At 64.5% G+C, this 17,030-nt stretch carries 14 protein-coding genes; 10 read left to right on the top strand and 4 right to left on the bottom strand.

The genetic code is table 11. The features are described 5' to 3' along the window. From C2134_RS10335 to C2134_RS10305, 7 genes are all read left to right on the top strand, one after another. Positions 1-549: DUF1826 domain-containing protein (locus C2134_RS10335; protein ID WP_158248745.1), on the top strand; the 549-nt coding region annotated here is incomplete at its 5' end. A gap of 31 nt (positions 550-580) precedes the next feature. After that, the gene (gene zigA, locus C2134_RS10330) at positions 581-1,792 is read left to right on the top strand and encodes a zinc metallochaperone GTPase ZigA (protein ID WP_103319822.1); all 1,212 of its coding nucleotides are present in this window, start codon (positions 581-583) and stop codon (positions 1,790-1,792) included. A 75-nt stretch (positions 1,793-1,867) separates the two neighbouring features. Beyond that, complete coding sequence (gene hrpA, locus C2134_RS10325) at positions 1,868-5,803, top strand: ATP-dependent RNA helicase HrpA (protein ID WP_103319820.1); 3,936 nt, start codon at positions 1,868-1,870, stop codon at positions 5,801-5,803. A 76-nt stretch (positions 5,804-5,879) separates the two neighbouring features. Further along, a complete protein-coding gene (locus C2134_RS10320; RefSeq protein WP_103319817.1) occupies positions 5,880-7,019 on the top strand; it encodes an HD-GYP domain-containing protein in 1,140 nt (379 codons plus the stop codon). Between the two features lie 97 nt (positions 7,020-7,116). Continuing rightward, positions 7,117-8,577, top strand: coding sequence for an alkaline phosphatase (locus C2134_RS10315; RefSeq protein ID WP_103319815.1), 1,461 nt, complete (start codon positions 7,117-7,119; stop codon positions 8,575-8,577). 20 nt (positions 8,578-8,597) lie between these two features. Then, a complete protein-coding gene (locus C2134_RS10310) occupies positions 8,598-9,959 on the top strand; it encodes an alkaline phosphatase (RefSeq protein WP_233196413.1) in 1,362 nt (453 codons plus the stop codon). Between the two features lie 55 nt (positions 9,960-10,014). Then, a complete protein-coding gene (locus tag C2134_RS10305; protein WP_103319811.1) occupies positions 10,015-10,656 on the top strand; it encodes a hypothetical protein in 642 nt (213 codons plus the stop codon). Here the strand turns inward: C2134_RS10305 and C2134_RS10300 are convergent. Beyond that, on the bottom strand, positions 10,653-11,426 hold the full coding sequence (locus C2134_RS10300; protein ID WP_103319809.1) for an AraC family transcriptional regulator: 774 nt from the start codon (positions 11,424-11,426) through the stop codon (positions 10,653-10,655). The two genes, C2134_RS10305 and C2134_RS10300, sit on opposite strands and share 4 nt — an antisense overlap. 93 nt (positions 11,427-11,519) lie before the next feature. Between C2134_RS10300 and C2134_RS10295 the strand changes: the two genes are divergently transcribed. Next, positions 11,520-12,674, top strand: a complete 1,155-nt coding sequence (locus C2134_RS10295; RefSeq protein ID WP_103319808.1) for a Bcr/CflA family efflux MFS transporter — start codon at positions 11,520-11,522, stop codon at positions 12,672-12,674. Here the strand turns inward: C2134_RS10295 and C2134_RS10290 are convergent. Then, positions 12,650-13,408: a YdcF family protein gene (locus tag C2134_RS10290; protein WP_103319806.1), complete on the bottom strand. Its 759-nt coding sequence runs from the start codon at positions 13,406-13,408 to the stop codon at positions 12,650-12,652. The two genes, C2134_RS10295 and C2134_RS10290, sit on opposite strands and share 25 nt — an antisense overlap. A gap of 266 nt (positions 13,409-13,674) precedes the next feature. Here C2134_RS10290 and C2134_RS10285 point away from each other — a divergent pair, with 266 nt between their 5' ends. Then, a complete protein-coding gene (locus C2134_RS10285) occupies positions 13,675-13,887 on the top strand; it encodes a hypothetical protein (RefSeq protein ID WP_071110181.1) in 213 nt (70 codons plus the stop codon). A gap of 198 nt (positions 13,888-14,085) precedes the next feature. Continuing rightward, the gene (locus C2134_RS10280; protein ID WP_103319804.1) at positions 14,086-15,501 is read left to right on the top strand and encodes an ABC-F family ATP-binding cassette domain-containing protein; all 1,416 of its coding nucleotides are present in this window, start codon (positions 14,086-14,088) and stop codon (positions 15,499-15,501) included. 50 nt (positions 15,502-15,551) lie between these two features. Here C2134_RS10280 and C2134_RS10275 read toward each other — a convergent pair whose 3' ends face one another. Together C2134_RS10275 and C2134_RS10270 are read right to left on the bottom strand one after the other, a co-directional pair. Then, positions 15,552-16,262 (bottom strand): ABC transporter ATP-binding protein, encoded by a 711-nt coding sequence (locus tag C2134_RS10275; RefSeq protein WP_043629458.1) that lies wholly within the window; start codon positions 16,260-16,262, stop codon positions 15,552-15,554. Next, a complete protein-coding gene (locus C2134_RS10270) occupies positions 16,259-17,029 on the bottom strand; it encodes an ABC transporter ATP-binding protein (protein ID WP_103319802.1) in 771 nt (256 codons plus the stop codon). The genes C2134_RS10275 and C2134_RS10270 overlap by 4 nt, the downstream gene beginning before the upstream one ends. Position 17,030: the final 1 nt, after the last annotated feature.

Below are 17,030 nucleotides of genomic sequence, written 5' to 3'. Positions count from 1 at the left end.
CTGTACCGCCGCCCGCCCAACGCCGATATCGCCGGCTATCTGCGTCGCGCGGAGCAAAACGGCCTGCTGGGCCTGGGTTGGCGGCGGATAGTGACGCCGGGAGAAAGCGCCGACTTGCCGCTGGCCGACCTCCCAGGCCGAGACGCGCTGCAAGCCGACATCGACTGGCTGTGCGAGCTGTACGCCACGCTGACCGGCTGTCCGCAAGTAGGCGCCCGGCTGGAGGTGCTTAACCGCCCGATGTGCCCGCGCTTCCACGTGGACCGCGTCGGTCTGCGCCTGCTGTGCTGCTACCAGGGACCAGGCACCGAATGGCTGCCTTCCCCCGCGGCAAACCGCTCCCGGCTGGGTTCGGCGGCGCAGGGCCTGCCCGATGCGGAATCCGGATTGATCCTCGACGCCGCTGCCATCGGCAGCGCGCCGCCGTTCGCCGTGCTGCTGCTCAAGGGCGCGGAATGGCCGGAATCCAAGGGCGGCGCCATCCACCGCTCGCCCGCGCCGCATCCCGGAGAAGCCCGCGTGCTGCTGGCGCTGGACGCGGTGTGGTAGCCCTCTCTTTCCCTCATTTCAAGGAGCACACATGAACACGCTGCCGGTAACGGTGCTGTCCGGCTTTCTCGGCGCCGGCAAAACCACGCTGCTGAACCACATCCTGGCCAACCGCGAAGGCAAGCGGGTGGCGGTGATCGTCAACGACATGTCCGAGGTCAATATCGACGCCCGCCTGGTGCGCGAAGGCGGCGCCCAGTTGTCGCGCGCCGAGGAAAAGCTGGTGGAGATGAGCAATGGCTGCATCTGCTGCACGTTGCGCGAGGATTTGCTGCTGGAGATACGCCGCCTGGCGGCGGAAGGCCGCTTCGACTACCTGCTGATCGAATCCACCGGCATCTCCGAGCCGCTGCCGGTGGCGGAAACCTTCACTTTCCGCGACGACGATGGCCGCAGCCTGGCCGATCTGGCGCGGCTGGACACCATGGTGACGGTGGTGGATGCCTGCAATTTCCTGCGCGACTACGCCTCGCGCGACAGCCTCACCGACCGCCAGGCCAGCCTGGGCGAGGAGGACGAGCGCACCGTGGTGGATCTGCTGATCGAACAAGTGGAGTTCTGCGACGTCATCGTGCTGAACAAGACCGATCTGATCAGCGCCGAAGCGCTGGCCGAGCTGGAGGGCATTCTGCGCTCGCTGAACCCGCGCGCCGACATCGTGCGCAGCGAGTTCGGCCGCGTGCCGCTGGACAAGGTGCTCGATACCGGCCGTTTCGACTTCGAAGCCGCGGCCGAAGCGCCGGGATGGCTGGCCGAACTGCGCGGCGAGCATGTGCCGGAAACTGAGGCCTACGGCATAAGCAGCTTCGTCTACCGCGCGCGCCGTCCCTTCCATCCGCAGCGGCTGTGGCAATGGATGCGGCAGGAATGGCCCGGCGTGGTGCGCTCCAAAGGTTATTTCTGGCTGGCCAGCCGGCCGCAGTTCGCCGCGCTGTGGTCGCAAGCCGGATCGGTGGCCCGCCATTCCTGCGCCGGGCTGTGGTGGGCGGCGCTGGACCGAGCGGAATGGCCCCAGGACGAAGACAGCCTGGCGCTTATCCGCTCGCGCTGGGCCGAGCCGTTCGGCGACCGCCAGCAAGAGCTGGTGCTGATCGGCATGGACATGGACAGCCAGGCGCTGACGGCCGGCTTCAACGCCTGTCTGCTGAACGATGCCGAATTGGCCGACGGAATAACCGCCTGGGAGACGCTGGACGACCCGTTCCCGCGCTGGGCCATCAGCGAGGAAGACGCCGAGGCCTGACGCCAAGCGCGGGCGGCTCGCCGCCGCCCGCTCTGCTATAATCGGCGCTTTCCGCAATTCTCCGTTCTTTAGCCGATGACTCCTGCCGCCCGCCTCGCCGACCTGAAATCCGCCCTGTCCTGCTGCCTGATCCGCGACCGCCACCTGCTGCGCCGCAAGCTCGCCGACGCCGGCGACCGGCTGAAGAAGAACCAGCCGGCCGACAAGCTGCTCACGGACATCGCCAGCCAGATCGACCGCTCGCGCGAGCGCGCCGAGGCCCGCCGCCGCCATCTGCCCAAACCGAGCTTCGACGACGCGCTGCCAGTCAACCAGAAACTGAACGACATCAAGACGGCGATAGACAAAAACCAGGTGGTGATCATCTGCGGCGAAACCGGCTCCGGCAAAACCACGCAGATCCCCAAGATCTGCCTGGAGCTGGGCCGCGGCGTGTTCGGCTTGATCGGCCACACCCAGCCGCGCCGGCTGGCCGCGCGCTCGGTGGCGACGCGCATCGCGCAGGAACTGGGCTCGCAACTGGGCGAGCATGTCGGCTTCAAGGTGCGCTTCACCGACAAATTGTCGGAAAAATCGGTGATCAAGCTGATGACGGACGGCATCATGCTGGCGGAGACGCAGACCGACCGTTATCTGGAAGCCTACGACACCATCATCATCGACGAGGCGCACGAGCGCAGCCTGAACATCGACTTCCTGCTGGGCTACCTGAAGCAGTTGCTGCCGCGCCGGCCGGACCTGAAAGTCATCATCACCTCGGCCACCATCGACGCCGACCGCTTCGCCCGCCACTTTGACGGCGCGCCGGTCATCGAAGTCTCCGGCCGCACCTTCCCAGTGGAAGTGCGCTACCGGCCGCTGAAGCAGCGCGACGAAGACGAGCGCGAGATGGAGATGGAGGACGCCATCGTCGACGCGGCGGACGAGCTGTCGCGCCAGGGGCCCGGCGACATGCTGGTCTTCCTGCCCGGCGAACGCGAAATCCGCGAAACAGCGGAGAAGCTGCGCAAGTCCGGCATCCGCGGCTACGAGATCCTGCCGCTGTTCGCCCGGCTGTCCAACGAGGACCAGCAGAAAATCTTCAAACCGTCCGGCGGCCGCCGCATCGTGCTGGCCACCAACGTGGCGGAAACCTCGCTGACGGTGCCCGGCATCAAGTACGTGATCGACACCGGTCTCGCCCGCATCAACCGCTACAGCCCGCGCGCCAAGGTGGAGCAGCTGCAAGTGGAAAAGATTTCACAGGCGGCCGCCCGCCAGCGCGCCGGCCGTTGCGGCCGCGTGGAGTCCGGCATCTGCGTGCGCCTGTATGCCGAGGACGATTTCAATGCCCGCCCGGCCTTCACCGACCCGGAAATCGTCCGCTCCAACCTGGCTGCGGTCATCCTGCGCATGGCCGCGCTGCGCCTCGGCAAGGTAGACGCCTTCCCCTTCCTGGAGGCGCCGAGCAGCCGCCTGATCGCCGACGGCTATCAAGTGCTGACCGAGCTGGGCGCGGTGGACGACAAGGGTGAATTGACCGCCGTCGGCAAGGAGCTGGCGCGCATTCCGGTGGACCCGAAAGTGGGCCGACTCATGCTGGCCGGCCGCGACTACCACTGCGCGCGCGAGGTGCTGATCATCGCCGCCGCCCTGAGCATCCAGGACCCTCGCGAGCGGCCGTTCGAAGCGCGCGACGCGGCGGAAAAGGCCCAGGCGCGCTTCAACGACGAGAAATCGGACTTCCTGTCCTTCCTGCACCTGTGGGATTTCTTCGCCGACGCGCTGAAGCACAAGAAATCCAACCGCCAGCTGGTCAACGCCTGCCACGACCACTTCCTGTCCTATATGCGTATGCGCGAGTGGCGCGAGCTGCACGCGCAGCTGGCCGAGATCGCCAGCGAGCTGGGGCTGATCACCCGCGACGAGGCCCATGCCGACGCCGAACAGCCGGACGCGCAGATGACGCAGAAAAAGCGCCAGCAAGTGGACGCGGTGGCCTATGAAAACCTGCACAAGGCGCTGGTGACCGGCCTGATCGGCAATATCGGCATGAAGAACCAGGAAGGAGACGACTACCAAGGCGCGCGCGGCGTCAACTTCCACGTCTTCCCCGGCTCCGGCCTGAAGAAAGCCAAGCCGAAATGGCTGGTGGCGGCCGAACTGGTGGAAACCACCCGCCTCTATGCCCGCTGCGTGGCCAAGATCGAGCCGGAATGGGTGGAGAAGCTGGCCCCCCACTTGGTGAAGTACCACTACTTCGAACCGCACTGGGAAAAGAGCCGCGGCGAAGTGGTCGCCAGCGAACGCGTGACACTGTACGGCCTGACGCTGATCCCGCGCCGCGCCGTCAGCTACGGCCGCATCGCGCCGGAGGAAGCCCGCGAACTGTTCATCCGCGGCGCGCTGGTCAATATGGAATACGTCAGCAACGCGCCGTTCTTCCAGCGCAACCAGCAGCTGATCCGCGAGGTGGAACAGCTGGAGCACAAGGCGCGCCGCCAGGACGTGCTGGTGGACGAAGAGGCGCTGTACGCCTTCTACAGCGAACGCATCCCGGCCGACATCGTTGATGCCGCCAGCTTCGAAGCCTGGCGCAAGGAAGCGGAAAAAACCGAACCCAAGCTCCTTCATCTGACCCGCGAAGAACTGATGCGCCACGCCGCCCAGCACGTGACGGAAAACCAGTTCCCGGAATGGCTGGAGCTGGAGGACGGCAAGCTGAAGCTGCGCTACCGCTTCGAGCCTAAACATCCTTTGGACGGCGTCACCCTGGACGTGCCGCTGGCCATCCTCAACCGCCTGCAGCCGGCCCCGTTTGAATGGCTGGTGCCAGGCATGATCCGCGACAAGCTGCACCAATTGGTCAAGGGCCTGCCCAAGCAGATCCGCCGCTGCTGCGTGCCGGTGCCGGACTTCGTCACCCGCTTCCTGCTGAGCAATCCGGACCTGCAGCAGCCCATCGCGCCGCAATTGGCGCGCTTCATCCTGCGCGAGACCGGCGGCGTCAAGGTGGACATCGACGAGTTCAACCAGCAGGAACTGCCGGAACACATGCTGTTCAACTTCCGCGTCATCGACGACGGCAAGCAGGAAATCGGCATGGGCCGCGATCTGGCTGCGCTGCAGAAGCAGTTTGGCCAGGCGGCGCAGCTGACTTTCCGCGACACCAGCGCCGAGTTCGAACGCGACGACGTCAAAGCCTGGGACTTCGGCGACCTGCCGGAGAGCATCCAGTTCGCCCGCGGCCGCCAGCAGCTCACCGGTTACCCGGCGCTGACGCTGGAGGAAGACCGCGTCGCCATCCGTCTGTTCGATACCCAGGCAGTGGCGGAAAAGCACCACCGCCAGGGCGTGGTGCGGCTATTACAGTTGCAACTGAAAGAGCAGATGAAGCAGCTGGGCAAGGGTTTGCCCGGCATGACGCAAATCGGCCTGCAATTGCGCGCCGTGGCCAATGTCGACGAGCTGTTGGCCGACGCCATCGCCTGCATCTGCGACCGCGCCTTCATCGGCGAGGACGCGCTGCCGCGCAGCGAAAAAGCCTTCAATGATCAAAAGACCCGCGCCCGCACCCGCCTGCCGGCCGTGATCCAGGCGGTAGCGCAATATCTGCAGCAGATCGCGGCCGAGTACACGCCGCTCGCCAACAAGCTGCAAAAGCACAAGCTGGGTTACGAGCTGAAGAGCCAGCTGGAGCGGCTGGTCTACAAGGGCTTCCTCAGCGATACGCCGTGGAGCCAGCTGCCCCATCTTCCCCGCTACATGAAGGCGATGAGCCTGCGCATGGACAAGCAACCGGCCAACCCGCAACGCGATGGCCAGCGCGCGGCGGAAATCCGCGATCTGTGGCAAAAGTGGGAACAAAGGGTGGCGGAACAACGCGAACAGGGCGAGCCGGCGCCGGAAGTGATGGCGTTCCGCTGGATGCTGGAAGAGCTGCGCGTCAGCCTGTTTGCACAGGAATTAAAAACACCTTACCCCGTCTCTGTTAAGCGTTTATTGAAGATTTGGAGCGACTTGCCGCGTTGACCGTGAAAATTGCCAGCTTGTCATGCCCTTGGATTATCATTTGTAAAACCTTGGATATTTCAAGCGGTAATTCTTCATGACTGTGGATTCCACAAAAAAACCGGCCAAGATCTACTCCGCGATGGTGGAAGTCGGCAAGGTGCTGCCTGTCGACGTTTATTCGGATACCGGCTTTCTGCTGCTCAAGCGGGGGCACTATGTGCTGTCGCCGGACTTGAAGCAGAAGCTGGTCCAAATGGGCTACGCCGAGGCCAAGGCCGATGTCCGCGCGCTGGACAAACCCAACCTCAACGACTTCAGCAAACTGTCGCTGTTCGAAGACATCGCCTTCCTGCAAGTGCGGGTCCGTAACGTGCTGCACCGCGCCTTGACCATACCGAATCTGGAAGCGCGGATCATGGAATTGACCCAGGCGCTGATCCGGATGGCGGAAAACCATCACGACGCGCTGGTCGCCTCCATCTTCCTGGTGCCGTTCAGCGAATACAGCGTGGCGCACTCGCTGCACACCGCCGCGTTGCTGGCCATCCTGACCCGGCGCGTCGAGCTGCCGCCGCGCCATCGCGAAATCCTGATCTGCGCAGCGCTGACGATGAATATCTCGCAAGTAGAGCTGCAGAACGAACTGTACGGCCAGCGCGCCAGCCTCAACGAACACCAGCGACAGGCCATACGCGATCATCCGCTGATGAGCTCGGCCATCCTGCGCGAGGCCGGCATCGATGACCAGCTGTGGCACACCCTGGTGCAAACGCACCACGAGTCCTGGGAAGGCACAGGCTACCCGCAAGGACTGACCAAGGAGCAGATCCTGCCGCCGGCCCATCTGCTGCACCTGGCCGACATCACTTGCGCCAAGCTGCTGCCGCGCCGCTATCGTTCCGCCCTGCTGCCCGCCACCGCCCTGGGGCAGATATTCCAGCGCAAAGACCGCGAATTCGACCTGGCCTTCATCACGCTGCTGATCCGCGAAATCGGCATCTACCCGCCCGGCAGCTTCGTCCGCCTGGCCAGCGACGAAATCTGCGTGGTGACCGCCTCCGGCGCCCAGCCGCGGGAACCGATGGTGGCCGCCATCCGCCGCGGCGACGGCCCGACTTACGGCGAACCGCTGCTGCGCGACACCAGCAAGCCGGGGCTGCGCATCGTCGCCCCCTGCCATGCCGACGAAGCCAGAGTGCGCGTATCGTTCCTCGCCCGGCTGTGGAAAGCCTGAAAAACAACATCGCTTAACATTTAATAACAATTTATTTTGGATGAAACATTAGAAAATTACCCTGATTGCGCATTTTTTCATAAAAAAGGTAGATTCAATGCGCATCTTCTCCCTCAGCGCCAGCATCCTGCTGGCCTTCGGCCTCGCAGCCTGCAATAGCGACGGCAGCGCCAGCCGCGCGGTTCCGCAAGACAATGCCGAGACCAAGCCCCCGGCCAGCGCCAGCGCCAAGAACGTCATCTTCTTCCTCGGCGACGGCATGGGCATCACCACGACCACCGCCGCCCGCATCTACGCCGTGGGCGAAGATGGCCAGCTGACCATGGACACGCTGCCGGAGTCCGGCTTCGTCAAAACCTTCTCGCAGGATGCTCAGGTTACCGACAGCGCGCCGTCCATGGCGGCGTATATGACCGGCGTGAAGATGAACAACGAAGTCATCTCCATGTCGTCCGACACCCGCGCCATCGAGCCGACCAAGGACGCCACCGGCAACTGCGGTGCCGGCAACGGCAAGCCGGTTTCCACGCTGCTGGAGCTGGCCAAGTCTAAAGGCTGGGCCACCGGCGTGGTGACCACCACCCGCGTCACCCACGCCACTCCCGCCGCCACTTACGCCCACGTCTGCCATCGCGACGCGGAATCCGACATCGCCGCGCAACTGGTGCCGGGCGGCGCGCAGTACAACAGCGCCCTGCTGGACGGCGTGGATGTGGTATTCGGCGGCGGGCGCCAGTTCTTCCAGCCCAAGAGCGCCGGCGGCAAGCGCGCCGACGGCCGCGACCTGGTGGCGGAATTGAAAGCCAAGGGCTATGGCTACGCGGCGGACAAGGCCAGCTTCGACGCCATCGACCCGGCCAAGACCCGCCGCGCCGTCGGCCTGTTCACCAGCAGCCACATGAGCTACGACCTGGACCGCGACGCCGGAAAGGAACCGAGCTTGGCCGACATGACCACCAAGGCCATCGCCATGCTGGCGGGCCGCAGCGACAAGCAAGGCATGTTCCTGATGGTGGAAGGCGGCCGCATCGACCACGCGCTGCATGAAACCCTCGCCAAGAAGGCGCTGCAGGACACTGTCGCCTTCGACCAGGCGATCAAGGCCGCCATCGATGCCATGCAGCAACGCGATCCCGGCCTGAAAAACACGCTGATCGTCGTCACCGCCGACCACGACCACACCCTAGTGCTGAACGGCTACGCCAAGCGCACCGGCAAGACCACTCCCGGCAATCCCGGCGTGCTTGGCCTGGCCAAGGATTACGCCAGCGGCAAGAACCTGACCGACGCCGACGGCATGCCCTACACCATCATCGGTTTCGGCAATGGCGAAAACCGGGTGAACGACAAGCGCAGCGCGGCCGCCGCGCTGACCGACGATGCGGTGTCAGGCAGCAACTACCACCAGGAAGCGGCCATCCCGATGCCTGCAGGCGGCGAGACCCACGGCGGCACCGATGTCTACATCGCCGCCATCGGCCAGGGCGCGGACAGCATCCGCGGCTTCCTGGAAAACATAGAAGTATTCGGCATTGTCAAGAAAGCCGCCGGCCTCTAAGCCCACTGGAGAACAAGAATATGCAAACCGTGATGAAAACCCTGCTGGCCGCCGCCGTGCTGGCCGCCCTGCATACCGCGCCGGCTCAGGCTGCCGGCGAAGCCAAGAACGTGATCTTTTTTCTCGGAGACGGCATGGGCCCCGCCACTGTCACCGCCTCGCGCATCTACCAGTATGGCGAGAGCGGCAAGCTCAGCATGGAAAAGCTTGACCGGACCGCCCGCATCAAAACCTTCTCCAACGACGCGCAGACCACCGACAGCGCGCCGTCCATGGCGGCGTATATGACCGGCGTGAAGATGAACAACGAGGTGATCTCCATGTCGCCCGACACCCGCGCCATCGAGCCCAATAAGGATGGCACCGGCAACTGCGGCGCGAATAACGGCGCGCCTGTCGCCACGCTGTTGGAGCTGGCCAAAGCCAAAGGCAAGGCCATCGGCGCCGTCACCACCACCCGCGTCACCCACGCCACCCCGGCCGCCACCTATGCCCACGTCTGCCACCGCGACGCCGAATCCGACATCATCGCCCAGGCCGTGCCCGGCGGCGCCGGCTACAACGCCAAGCTCGGCAACGGCCTGGATGTGCTGATGGGAGGCGGCGCCAAATTCCTGCTGCCTGCCACGCAAAAAGGCGGCAAGCGCAGCGACGGCCGCAATCTGCTGCAAGAGTTCGCCGCCAAGGGCTACCCGGTGCTGCAAACCGGCAGCCAGCTGGCCGCCTTCGACGCCAAATACGCCAGCCGCGTGGTGGGCATCTTCGCCAACGATCATCTGGACTACGAGCTGGACCGGGTCAAAAACAAGCTGGATCAACCCAGCCTGGCGCAGATGACCGCCGCGGCGATAGACGTGCTGTCCAAGAACGGCAACGGCTATGTGCTCATGGTGGAAGGCGGCCGCATCGACCACGCCCTGCACGGCACCAATGCCAAGCGCGCGCTGGTCGACACCATCGCCTTCGACGACGCCATCAAGACCGCGCTGGCCAAAGTCGATCTGAAAAACACGCTGGTCGTGGTCACTGCCGATCATGACCACACCATGACCATCAACGGCTACTCCAAGCGCGGCAATCCCATACACGACATCGCCCGCAGCTATGCGGACGGCCAACCGGCCAAAGACGCCAATGGCGCCGTCTACACCACACTGGTCTTCGGCAACGGCCCCAACCGCAAACCCAGCCGAGTGTCGGTCGATTCCGCCACCGCCACAGCGGATGACTATCAGCAGGAGACGGGCATCCGCCTGTCCAGCGAAACCCACGGCGGCGGCGACGTGATGCTGATGTCCGGCGGCGCCGGCAGCAGCGGCTTCAAGGGCGTGATGGACAACACCAAGGTATTCGGCCTGGTGAAATCCGCGCTCGGCCTGTAACCCTCCCCGGCGCGCGGCCCAAGCGCCGCGCGCCTCTCCCCTTCAGGAAACATCAATGAAAGTTTTGCTTATCGCCACGCTGGCGTTGTGGGCGCAGCAGGCGGCGGCGGCCCTGCCGGACCTGCAGGCCATCGTCCGCTACGAAACCGTCAGCCAGGGGGCCGACGGCGTGGAAAAAACCCTGCGCTACAGCGAAAAATGGGTGCGCCAGGGCGGACACGTCTGGCGCGAACGACTGGGCGCCGCCGTGCCGCATCGCCATGACGACGACGGCCACCAGCACCTGGACTTTGCCGCCGCGCCGCGCCATGTCTGGCAAGATAAAAAAGGCCAGTTGAACGTGGAATTCATCCACGCCGCCAAGCAGGAGAGAATCGTGGTGGAACGGCGCGAATGGAGCGACGCCGGATTCGACGGCTCCTGGGCGCGCGCCAGCCAATTGGTGGATATCGCGCAACTGCGCGGCTTCTCCAAGAAAAACGAAAACGCCGACACCATCGTCTACACCAAGGCCGGCAAGACCTTGCGCTGGAGCCAGCGCTGGCAGATGCCGCTGCGCGTGTCGCTGCAGAGCGCCGATGGCCGCCAACGCGAAACCATCACGGTGGAGCCGCAAGCGCTGCCGCCCAGCGCGCAGCAGCCCTGGAAACGCAGCGCCAACTGGCCGGCGCGCGATTATCTGGATACCCTGGACTAGGAACCCCGCGCCTGCGCGTAGCGCGCAGGTGTCACGCCCGCATGCTGGCGGAAAAAGGCGATGAAGGCGCTATCGCTGGCAAACTCCAGTTCCTGCGCCACCTCGCCGGCCCCCGCGCCATCCGCCAGCCGCTCCATCGCCTTCAGTAACCGCCACTGCTGGCGCCAATCCTGATAGCTCATGCCGGTCTCGCGCAGAAAGATCCGGCTGATCGTCCGCTCGCATGCCCCCACCCGCGCCGCCAGCTGGTTCAGCCGCGGCGGCAAATCGCCGCGGCGCACCGCGTCCAGCCAGGAGGCCAGTCGCGGATCCGCCGGGAACGGCAGGCGCCAGTCCTCGCTGCGCGCCGCCAATAGTTCTTCGCCGAACACCTGAAGCAAGCTGGCTTGCCGCTCGTCCGCCATGTCCCACGGCCAGAACGCCATGCGCTCTATCACCTCGCGCAATAAGGGATTGACCTCCACCACCTGCAAGCCTGGCGCGGCAAACGGCAAATCGCGCTCAAAATACAGCGAACGATAAGCCACCACGCCGCGCGATTGCACGCGATGCATCATGCCGGCGGGAATCCAGGCGGCGCGGCTGGGCGGCAGCAGGCACAGGGTATGCTCCAGCTCGATGCTCATGCAGCCGGCCGCGGCAAACAGCAATTGATGGCGGCCATGGCCGTGAAGGCCAGAGTCATGCACGCCCATATCGGCGGCAATGCCGATGACCGGCGCGTCGAAATCATCCGCGTCGAATGCCTGATTGGCGGCTATTTTCGCCATCTGTCCGATTTCTTATAGATAAAGTCACTATCATTGTAATCAGACACACTCCTGATCACTAGACTGGCGGTCGTCAAAAGAAAGGAAATCGACATGAAAACGACGACCCGTCCTCCGCTATGGCTGCTGACGCTGCTGATCATGTTCCCGCAGCTGGTGGAAACCATTTACAGCCCGGCCCTGCCGGATATCGCCACGGTCTTCGGCGTAAGCCACGCGCGGGCGTCGCAGACGCTTTCCGTCTACTTTATCGCCTTCGCCGTCGGCGTGGCGCTGTGGGGCTGGCTGAGCGACCGTCTGGGCCGCCGCCCCGCCATGCTGCTGGGGCTGGCCTGCTATGGCGCGGGTTCGGCGCTGGCGCTGATCGCCACCGACTTCAGCATGCTGCTGTTGGCTCGCGTGGTCGCCGCCCTGGGCGCGGCCGCCGGTTCGGTGGTGGTGCAGACCATGCTGCGCGACAGCTACGACTCCACCCTGCTGGCCCGCGTGTTCTCGGTGATAGGGGCGGCCTTGGCGGTCAGCCCGGTGCTCGGCCTGATCAGCGGCGGCTGGCTGGTCAGCGGCTACGGCCACCTGGGCGTGTTTACCGCGCTATTGGCGCTGGCCGGCCTGCTGCTGGCGCTCACGGCCTGGATTCTGCCGGAAACCCGTCCGGCCAATACCGCACGGCCCGATATGGCCAAACTGGCCAGACGCATGGCGGGCGATGGCGCGCTCTGGCGCAACGCCATGCTGGTGGCGCTGTTCAATACCATGATCTTCAGCTACTACAGCCTGGCGCCGTTCCTGTTCGATAAACTCGGTTGGAGCGCCACAGAATTCGGCTGGACCGGAGCCGCGCTCGCCGCCGCCTCGCTGGCAGGCAGCCTGCTCAACCGCAAGCTGCTGGCGCGCGGCGGACAAACGGAGGCGCTGGTTCGCCAGGCTTGCGCGCTGGCCCTGCTGTCCGGGCTGGCTGCCTGGCTGCTGCGCGAATCCGCCTGGATCTTGTTGCCGATGGCCGGCGTGATGGTGTCCTTCGGCATCGCGCTGCCGAATGTGATGAGCCAGGCCCTGCGCCACTACCGCGAACAGGCCGGCGCAGCCGGCGCGCTGTTCGGCCTCAGCTACTACCTGCTGTTGGGCGCGATGCTGGGCTTGTCCGGCATGGTCCAGCAACTCGGCGCGGTGCTGGCCGTCTGCGCGCTGGCGGCCTGCCTGTGCAGACCGCAAGACCAGGTCCCTCAACCGTCCTTGCGGACCGAATAGAACAACTGCCCCAGGTACTCGCGCAGCAGAGAGTGGCATTCCTGCTGCGCGCGTCCGCTCGGTATCCACCAGAACACGCCGCCGCCGTCGTAGCGGATGAGGGCGGTCGGCGCCGGCAGCACGCTCAGGCCTTGCCGTTCAAAAAACGGCACCGCCCGCGCCAGATGCCAGCCCTGGCTGACCAATGCAATCCGCTGGATATGGTCACGCCGCAGCAGCGCGGCCGAAAATTGCGCATTTTCCAAGGTGGTGTTAGAGCGGCGCTCCACCCAGCGCGGCGTCAGGCCGTAATCCTCGCGCAGCGTGCGCGCCATCACCTCGCCCTCGGGCTCGCCGCCCAACGGCGCCCCTCCCGTCACCAAGAGCGGCTTGCCTGTCTGCCGCGCCAGATAAGCGCCATAGCGCAACCTGGCCAGCGTGTCGGCCCCTGGCTCGTTGCGGCCATATTCCGGGGCCGGCTTCTTGCCGCCGCCCAGCACGACGATGGCCTCAACCGCTTGCAACTGCGCTGCGCTGGCCACTGGGTAACGCTCGACATGGCTGGCAAGCCACATCGCCGTTTGCGGGATGGACAACAGATATCCCAGCACGACGCCCAAGGCCAGCAATCCACTGCCCCAACGGAGACAACGCCTGAGCAGCAGCGCGCCCAATACAATCGGCAGCAGATAAATCAGCGGAGGCAGCAACAAGGCGCCCAGCAATTGGTGCCACAAAACCGTAAGGCTATACATATTCTTCCTTGCGCAAGGAGCGGTGCGCGCAAGCATACGACAGACAAGCACTACGCACCAATTCCAATATCATTTCCAGAGGACTTAGACACCGGCCAAGATAGCCTGCAGCTGGCAAAATCTTGTAGATTTGTATGCCAAAAGCAAAATCTTTAATACACATTTACTTGAGCTATCAGCATGCGCTGAACAAAATAGCGCGTCCATTAGCCGCATATGCGCTTACGGGCACTTTCGCCTCAATCAACAACATAAGGACCGCCAAAATGAAAAAATTGCTGATCGCCCTCTGCGCGCTGGGTTTCGCCGCCTCCGCCTTCGCTTCCAGCGACACGCCCTGCAAGGACGACGCGCAAAAGCTGTGCGCCGGCAAGAAAGGCCGCGAGCAGATCAAGGCCTGTCTCATAGAAAACAAGGAAAAGATCTCTCCGGCATGCAAGGCCAAGATCGAAGAGAAGGCGGCGGAAAAGAAACAATAAGCTCGTCTTGGCAGTTGGCGCGCCGCCATGCGGCGCGCCCTCGTCAAAAGCGCCTTGTCAAAAGCGGCGCTTTTTGGAAAAATGGCAAGATATTTGATTGGAATCCTTCGACATGAGCCACGTTCTCGCGTAATGCCCCACTACGGGGCCGGTAGCCGCACAAGCGGCGCTTGAAACCACCCTGACGCGAGATTTCTCATGCCCATCATGCAACTGCAAGGCCTCAGCCTTGCCTTCCCGCGCAAAACCTGTTTTTCCGACTTCCACGCCCAAATCGATTGGGGCCAACGCATAGGCATCGTCGGCGCCAACGGCAGCGGCAAGTCCTCGCTGCTGAAAATGCTGCTGGGCGAACTGCCGTCTGAGCCCGGCCGCATCCTCCGCGCCGAGGCCGCGCGCATCGGCTACCTGCCGCAAATCGTGGAGCGATACGAGGAGCTCAGCGGCGGCCAACGCGTCAATCAAGCCTTGAGCCAGGCGCTGGCGGGCCACCCCGACCTCTTGCTGCTGGACGAGCCGAGCAACCATCTCGACACCCGCAACCGCCGCGCCCTGAGCCGCATGCTGCGCGGCTTTGGCGGCGCCATCGCGCTGGTGACGCACGACCTGGCGCTGCTGGATGAAGTCTGCGACAGCATCTGGCATATCGGCGATGGCCAGATCGAAATCTTCTCGGGCCGCTACGCCGATTTCCTGCGCGAGCGGGAACAACAGCGCGCCGCGCTGGAAAGAGAACGCGCCGGCCTGAGACGGGAGCAGGAAGCGACACACCAAGCCCGCATGCGCGAGCAGGAGCGCGCCGGGAAAGCGCGCGAGCGCGGCGCGCGCAGCATCGCTGAAAGCAAGTGGGCCACGATCAAATCGCCCACCAAACTGGGGCGCGGCAACACCACCGCCGGCCGCAAGCAGGCGGAGCTGGCCGAGCAGCGGCGCGAAGTGAACGACCGGCTCTCGTCCCTGCGCCTGCCGGAACGCATCGCGCCGCGCTTTCAGCTGATAGAAGGGGAGCGCGCGACGGACCTGGTATTGCAGATCAGCGACGGCAGCGTCGGCTACCAGCGCCCCGTGCTCGACGGCATCCACCTGCGGCTGGCGCGCGGAGAAAGGCTGGCGCTGGCCGGCGGCAATGGCTCTGGGAAATCCACGCTGGCGCGCGCCATCGCCGGTGTCGCGCCGGCGCGCCGGCTGGGCGGCGACTGGCTGACGCCGGCCCCAATCGGCTATCTGGACCAGCATTACGCCACGCTGCGCCCTGGCGTCTCGGTTCTGGAAACGCTGCGCCAGCGCACTGCAGACTGGCCGCCGCAGCGCTTGCGCCATTTCCTCAGCGATTTCCTGTTCCGCGACGACGCCGCGGTGGACGCCGACGTGGCCACGCTGTCCGGCGGAGAAAAAGCCCGGCTGTCGCTGGCGCTGATCGCCGCCCGTCCGCCCGCGCTGCTGATTCTGGACGAGATGACCAATAATCTAGACCTCATCACCCGCCAGCACGTCATCGACGTATTGCAGCATTACCCGGGCGCGATGCTGCTGATCTCCCACGACGCCGATTTTCTGGATGCCGTCGGCCGGGTGGAACCCTACCGGCTGCCGCTCCGGAGCGAACGGAAATAATAAAACCCCCGCGGGCGAGGCCGGCGGGGGTTTCCGTGAGAAGGCGGAGCTTATTCGCCCAGATAGGCGTTGCGCACGCGCGGATCGTCCAGCAGCTCTTTGGCGTTGCCGCTCATGGTGATGCGGCCGCTCTCCATCACGTAGCCGCGCTGCGACACCTCCAGCGCCAGCTTGGCGTTCTGCTCCACCAGCAACATGGTCACGCCCTGCTTGGCGATCATCTGGATGATCTCGAAGATCTTCTCGACGATGATGGGCGCGAGACCCATGGACGGCTCGTCCAGCAACAAGAGCTTGGGCTTGGACAGCATGGCGCGGCCCATCGCCACCATCTGCTGCTCGCCGCCGGACAGGGTGCCGGCCAGCTGCAGCCGGCGCTCCTTCAGCCGCGGAAACAGCTCATAGACGTGTTCGATCTCGTTCTGGATGGCTGCCTTGTCGTCGCGGTAGTAGGCCCCCATTTGCAGGTTTTCCTCCACCGTCAGCTTGGCGAATACGCCGCGGCCTTCCGGCACCATGGCCAGGCCATGGCGAACAAAATCATAAGACGGAATGGACGCCACATCCTTGCCGTCGTAAACGATATTGCCGCCGGACTTCTTCACCATGCCCACCAGGGTCTTCAGCGTGGTGGTCTTGCCCGCGCCGTTGGCGCCGATCAGCGTGACCAGCTCGCCCTGGTTGATGTGAAAATCGATCCCCTTGACTGCCTGAATGCCGCCATAGGCCACTTGCAGGTTTTTGACTTCCAGAATGCTCATGCGTGGGCCGCTCCCAGATAGGCTTCGATCACTTTAGGATTGCGGCGCACTTCTTCCGGCACGCCTTCGGCAATTTTCTTGCCGTAATCCAGCACCGCAATGCGGTCGCACAGGCCCATCATCAGCTTGACGTCGTGCTCGATCAGCAGCACGGTGACGCCATCTGCGCGGACCTTGCTCATCAGCGCCTTCAGCTCTTCGGTTTCCTTCGGGTTCATGCCGGCCGCCGGCTCGTCCAGCGCCAGCAGCTTGGGCTCGGTGGCCAGGGCGCGGGCGATCTCCAGACGGCGTTGGTGGCCGTAAGACAGGTTGCGGGCGCGCTCATTCGCCACATCGGCAATGCCGACATACTCCAGCAGCGCCCAGGCCTTGGCCTCGATGTCGCGCTCCTCGGCCATGGTGCCCTTGTCGCGCAGCACGGCGCCCAAGGCGCCGGCCTTGGAGCGGATGTGACGACCCACCATCACGTTTTCCAGCGCCGTCATCTCGGCGAACAGCCGGATGTTCTGGAAGGTCCGCGCGATGCCGGCCTCCACCACCACATGGGGCTTCTGCTGGAACAGGTTGTGGCCGGCAAACTCGAACTTGCCCTCGTCCGGCACATACAGGCCGGTCAACACATTGAACAGCGTGGTCTTGCCGGCGCCGTTGGGGCCGATCAGACCGTAGATTTCACCCTTGTTGATGCTCAAGCCCACGTCGCTCAGCGCGTGCAGGCCGCCGAAGCGCTTATGGATGCCTTCGATTTTCAGCAAAACTTCAGCCATG

The sequence above is a fragment of the Chromobacterium sinusclupearum genome (assembly GCF_002902845.1).
GTDB classification, from domain to species: Bacteria; Pseudomonadota; Gammaproteobacteria; order Burkholderiales; family Chromobacteriaceae; genus Chromobacterium; species Chromobacterium sinusclupearum.
The sequence above is the reverse complement of the archived record's forward strand: the minus strand, read 5'-3'. Positions and strand labels throughout refer to the sequence as shown.

Bases quoted from the DNA above. Each gene is read 5' to 3' on its own strand.
- zigA (WP_103319822.1), top strand. From the start codon at position 581: ATGAACACGCTGCCGGTAACGGTGCTGTCCGGCTTTCTCGGCGCCGGC.
- hrpA (WP_103319820.1), top strand. From the start codon at position 1,868: ATGACTCCTGCCGCCCGCCTCGCCGACCTGAAATCCGCCCTGTCCTGC.
- C2134_RS10320 (WP_103319817.1), top strand. From the start codon at position 5,880: ATGACTGTGGATTCCACAAAAAAACCGGCCAAGATCTACTCCGCGATG.
- C2134_RS10315 (WP_103319815.1), top strand. From the start codon at position 7,117: ATGCGCATCTTCTCCCTCAGCGCCAGCATCCTGCTGGCCTTCGGCCTC.
- C2134_RS10310 (WP_233196413.1), top strand. From the start codon at position 8,598: ATGCAAACCGTGATGAAAACCCTGCTGGCCGCCGCCGTGCTGGCCGCC.
- C2134_RS10305 (WP_103319811.1), top strand. From the start codon at position 10,015: ATGAAAGTTTTGCTTATCGCCACGCTGGCGTTGTGGGCGCAGCAGGCG.
- C2134_RS10300 (WP_103319809.1), bottom strand. From the start codon at position 11,426: ATGGCGAAAATAGCCGCCAATCAGGCATTCGACGCGGATGATTTCGAC.
- C2134_RS10295 (WP_103319808.1), top strand. From the start codon at position 11,520: ATGAAAACGACGACCCGTCCTCCGCTATGGCTGCTGACGCTGCTGATC.
- C2134_RS10290 (WP_103319806.1), bottom strand. From the start codon at position 13,408: ATGTATAGCCTTACGGTTTTGTGGCACCAATTGCTGGGCGCCTTGTTG.
- C2134_RS10285 (WP_071110181.1), top strand. From the start codon at position 13,675: ATGAAAAAATTGCTGATCGCCCTCTGCGCGCTGGGTTTCGCCGCCTCC.
- C2134_RS10280 (WP_103319804.1), top strand. From the start codon at position 14,086: ATGCCCATCATGCAACTGCAAGGCCTCAGCCTTGCCTTCCCGCGCAAA.
- C2134_RS10275 (WP_043629458.1), bottom strand. From the start codon at position 16,262: ATGAGCATTCTGGAAGTCAAAAACCTGCAAGTGGCCTATGGCGGCATT.
- C2134_RS10270 (WP_103319802.1), bottom strand. From the start codon at position 17,029: ATGGCTGAAGTTTTGCTGAAAATCGAAGGCATCCATAAGCGCTTCGGC.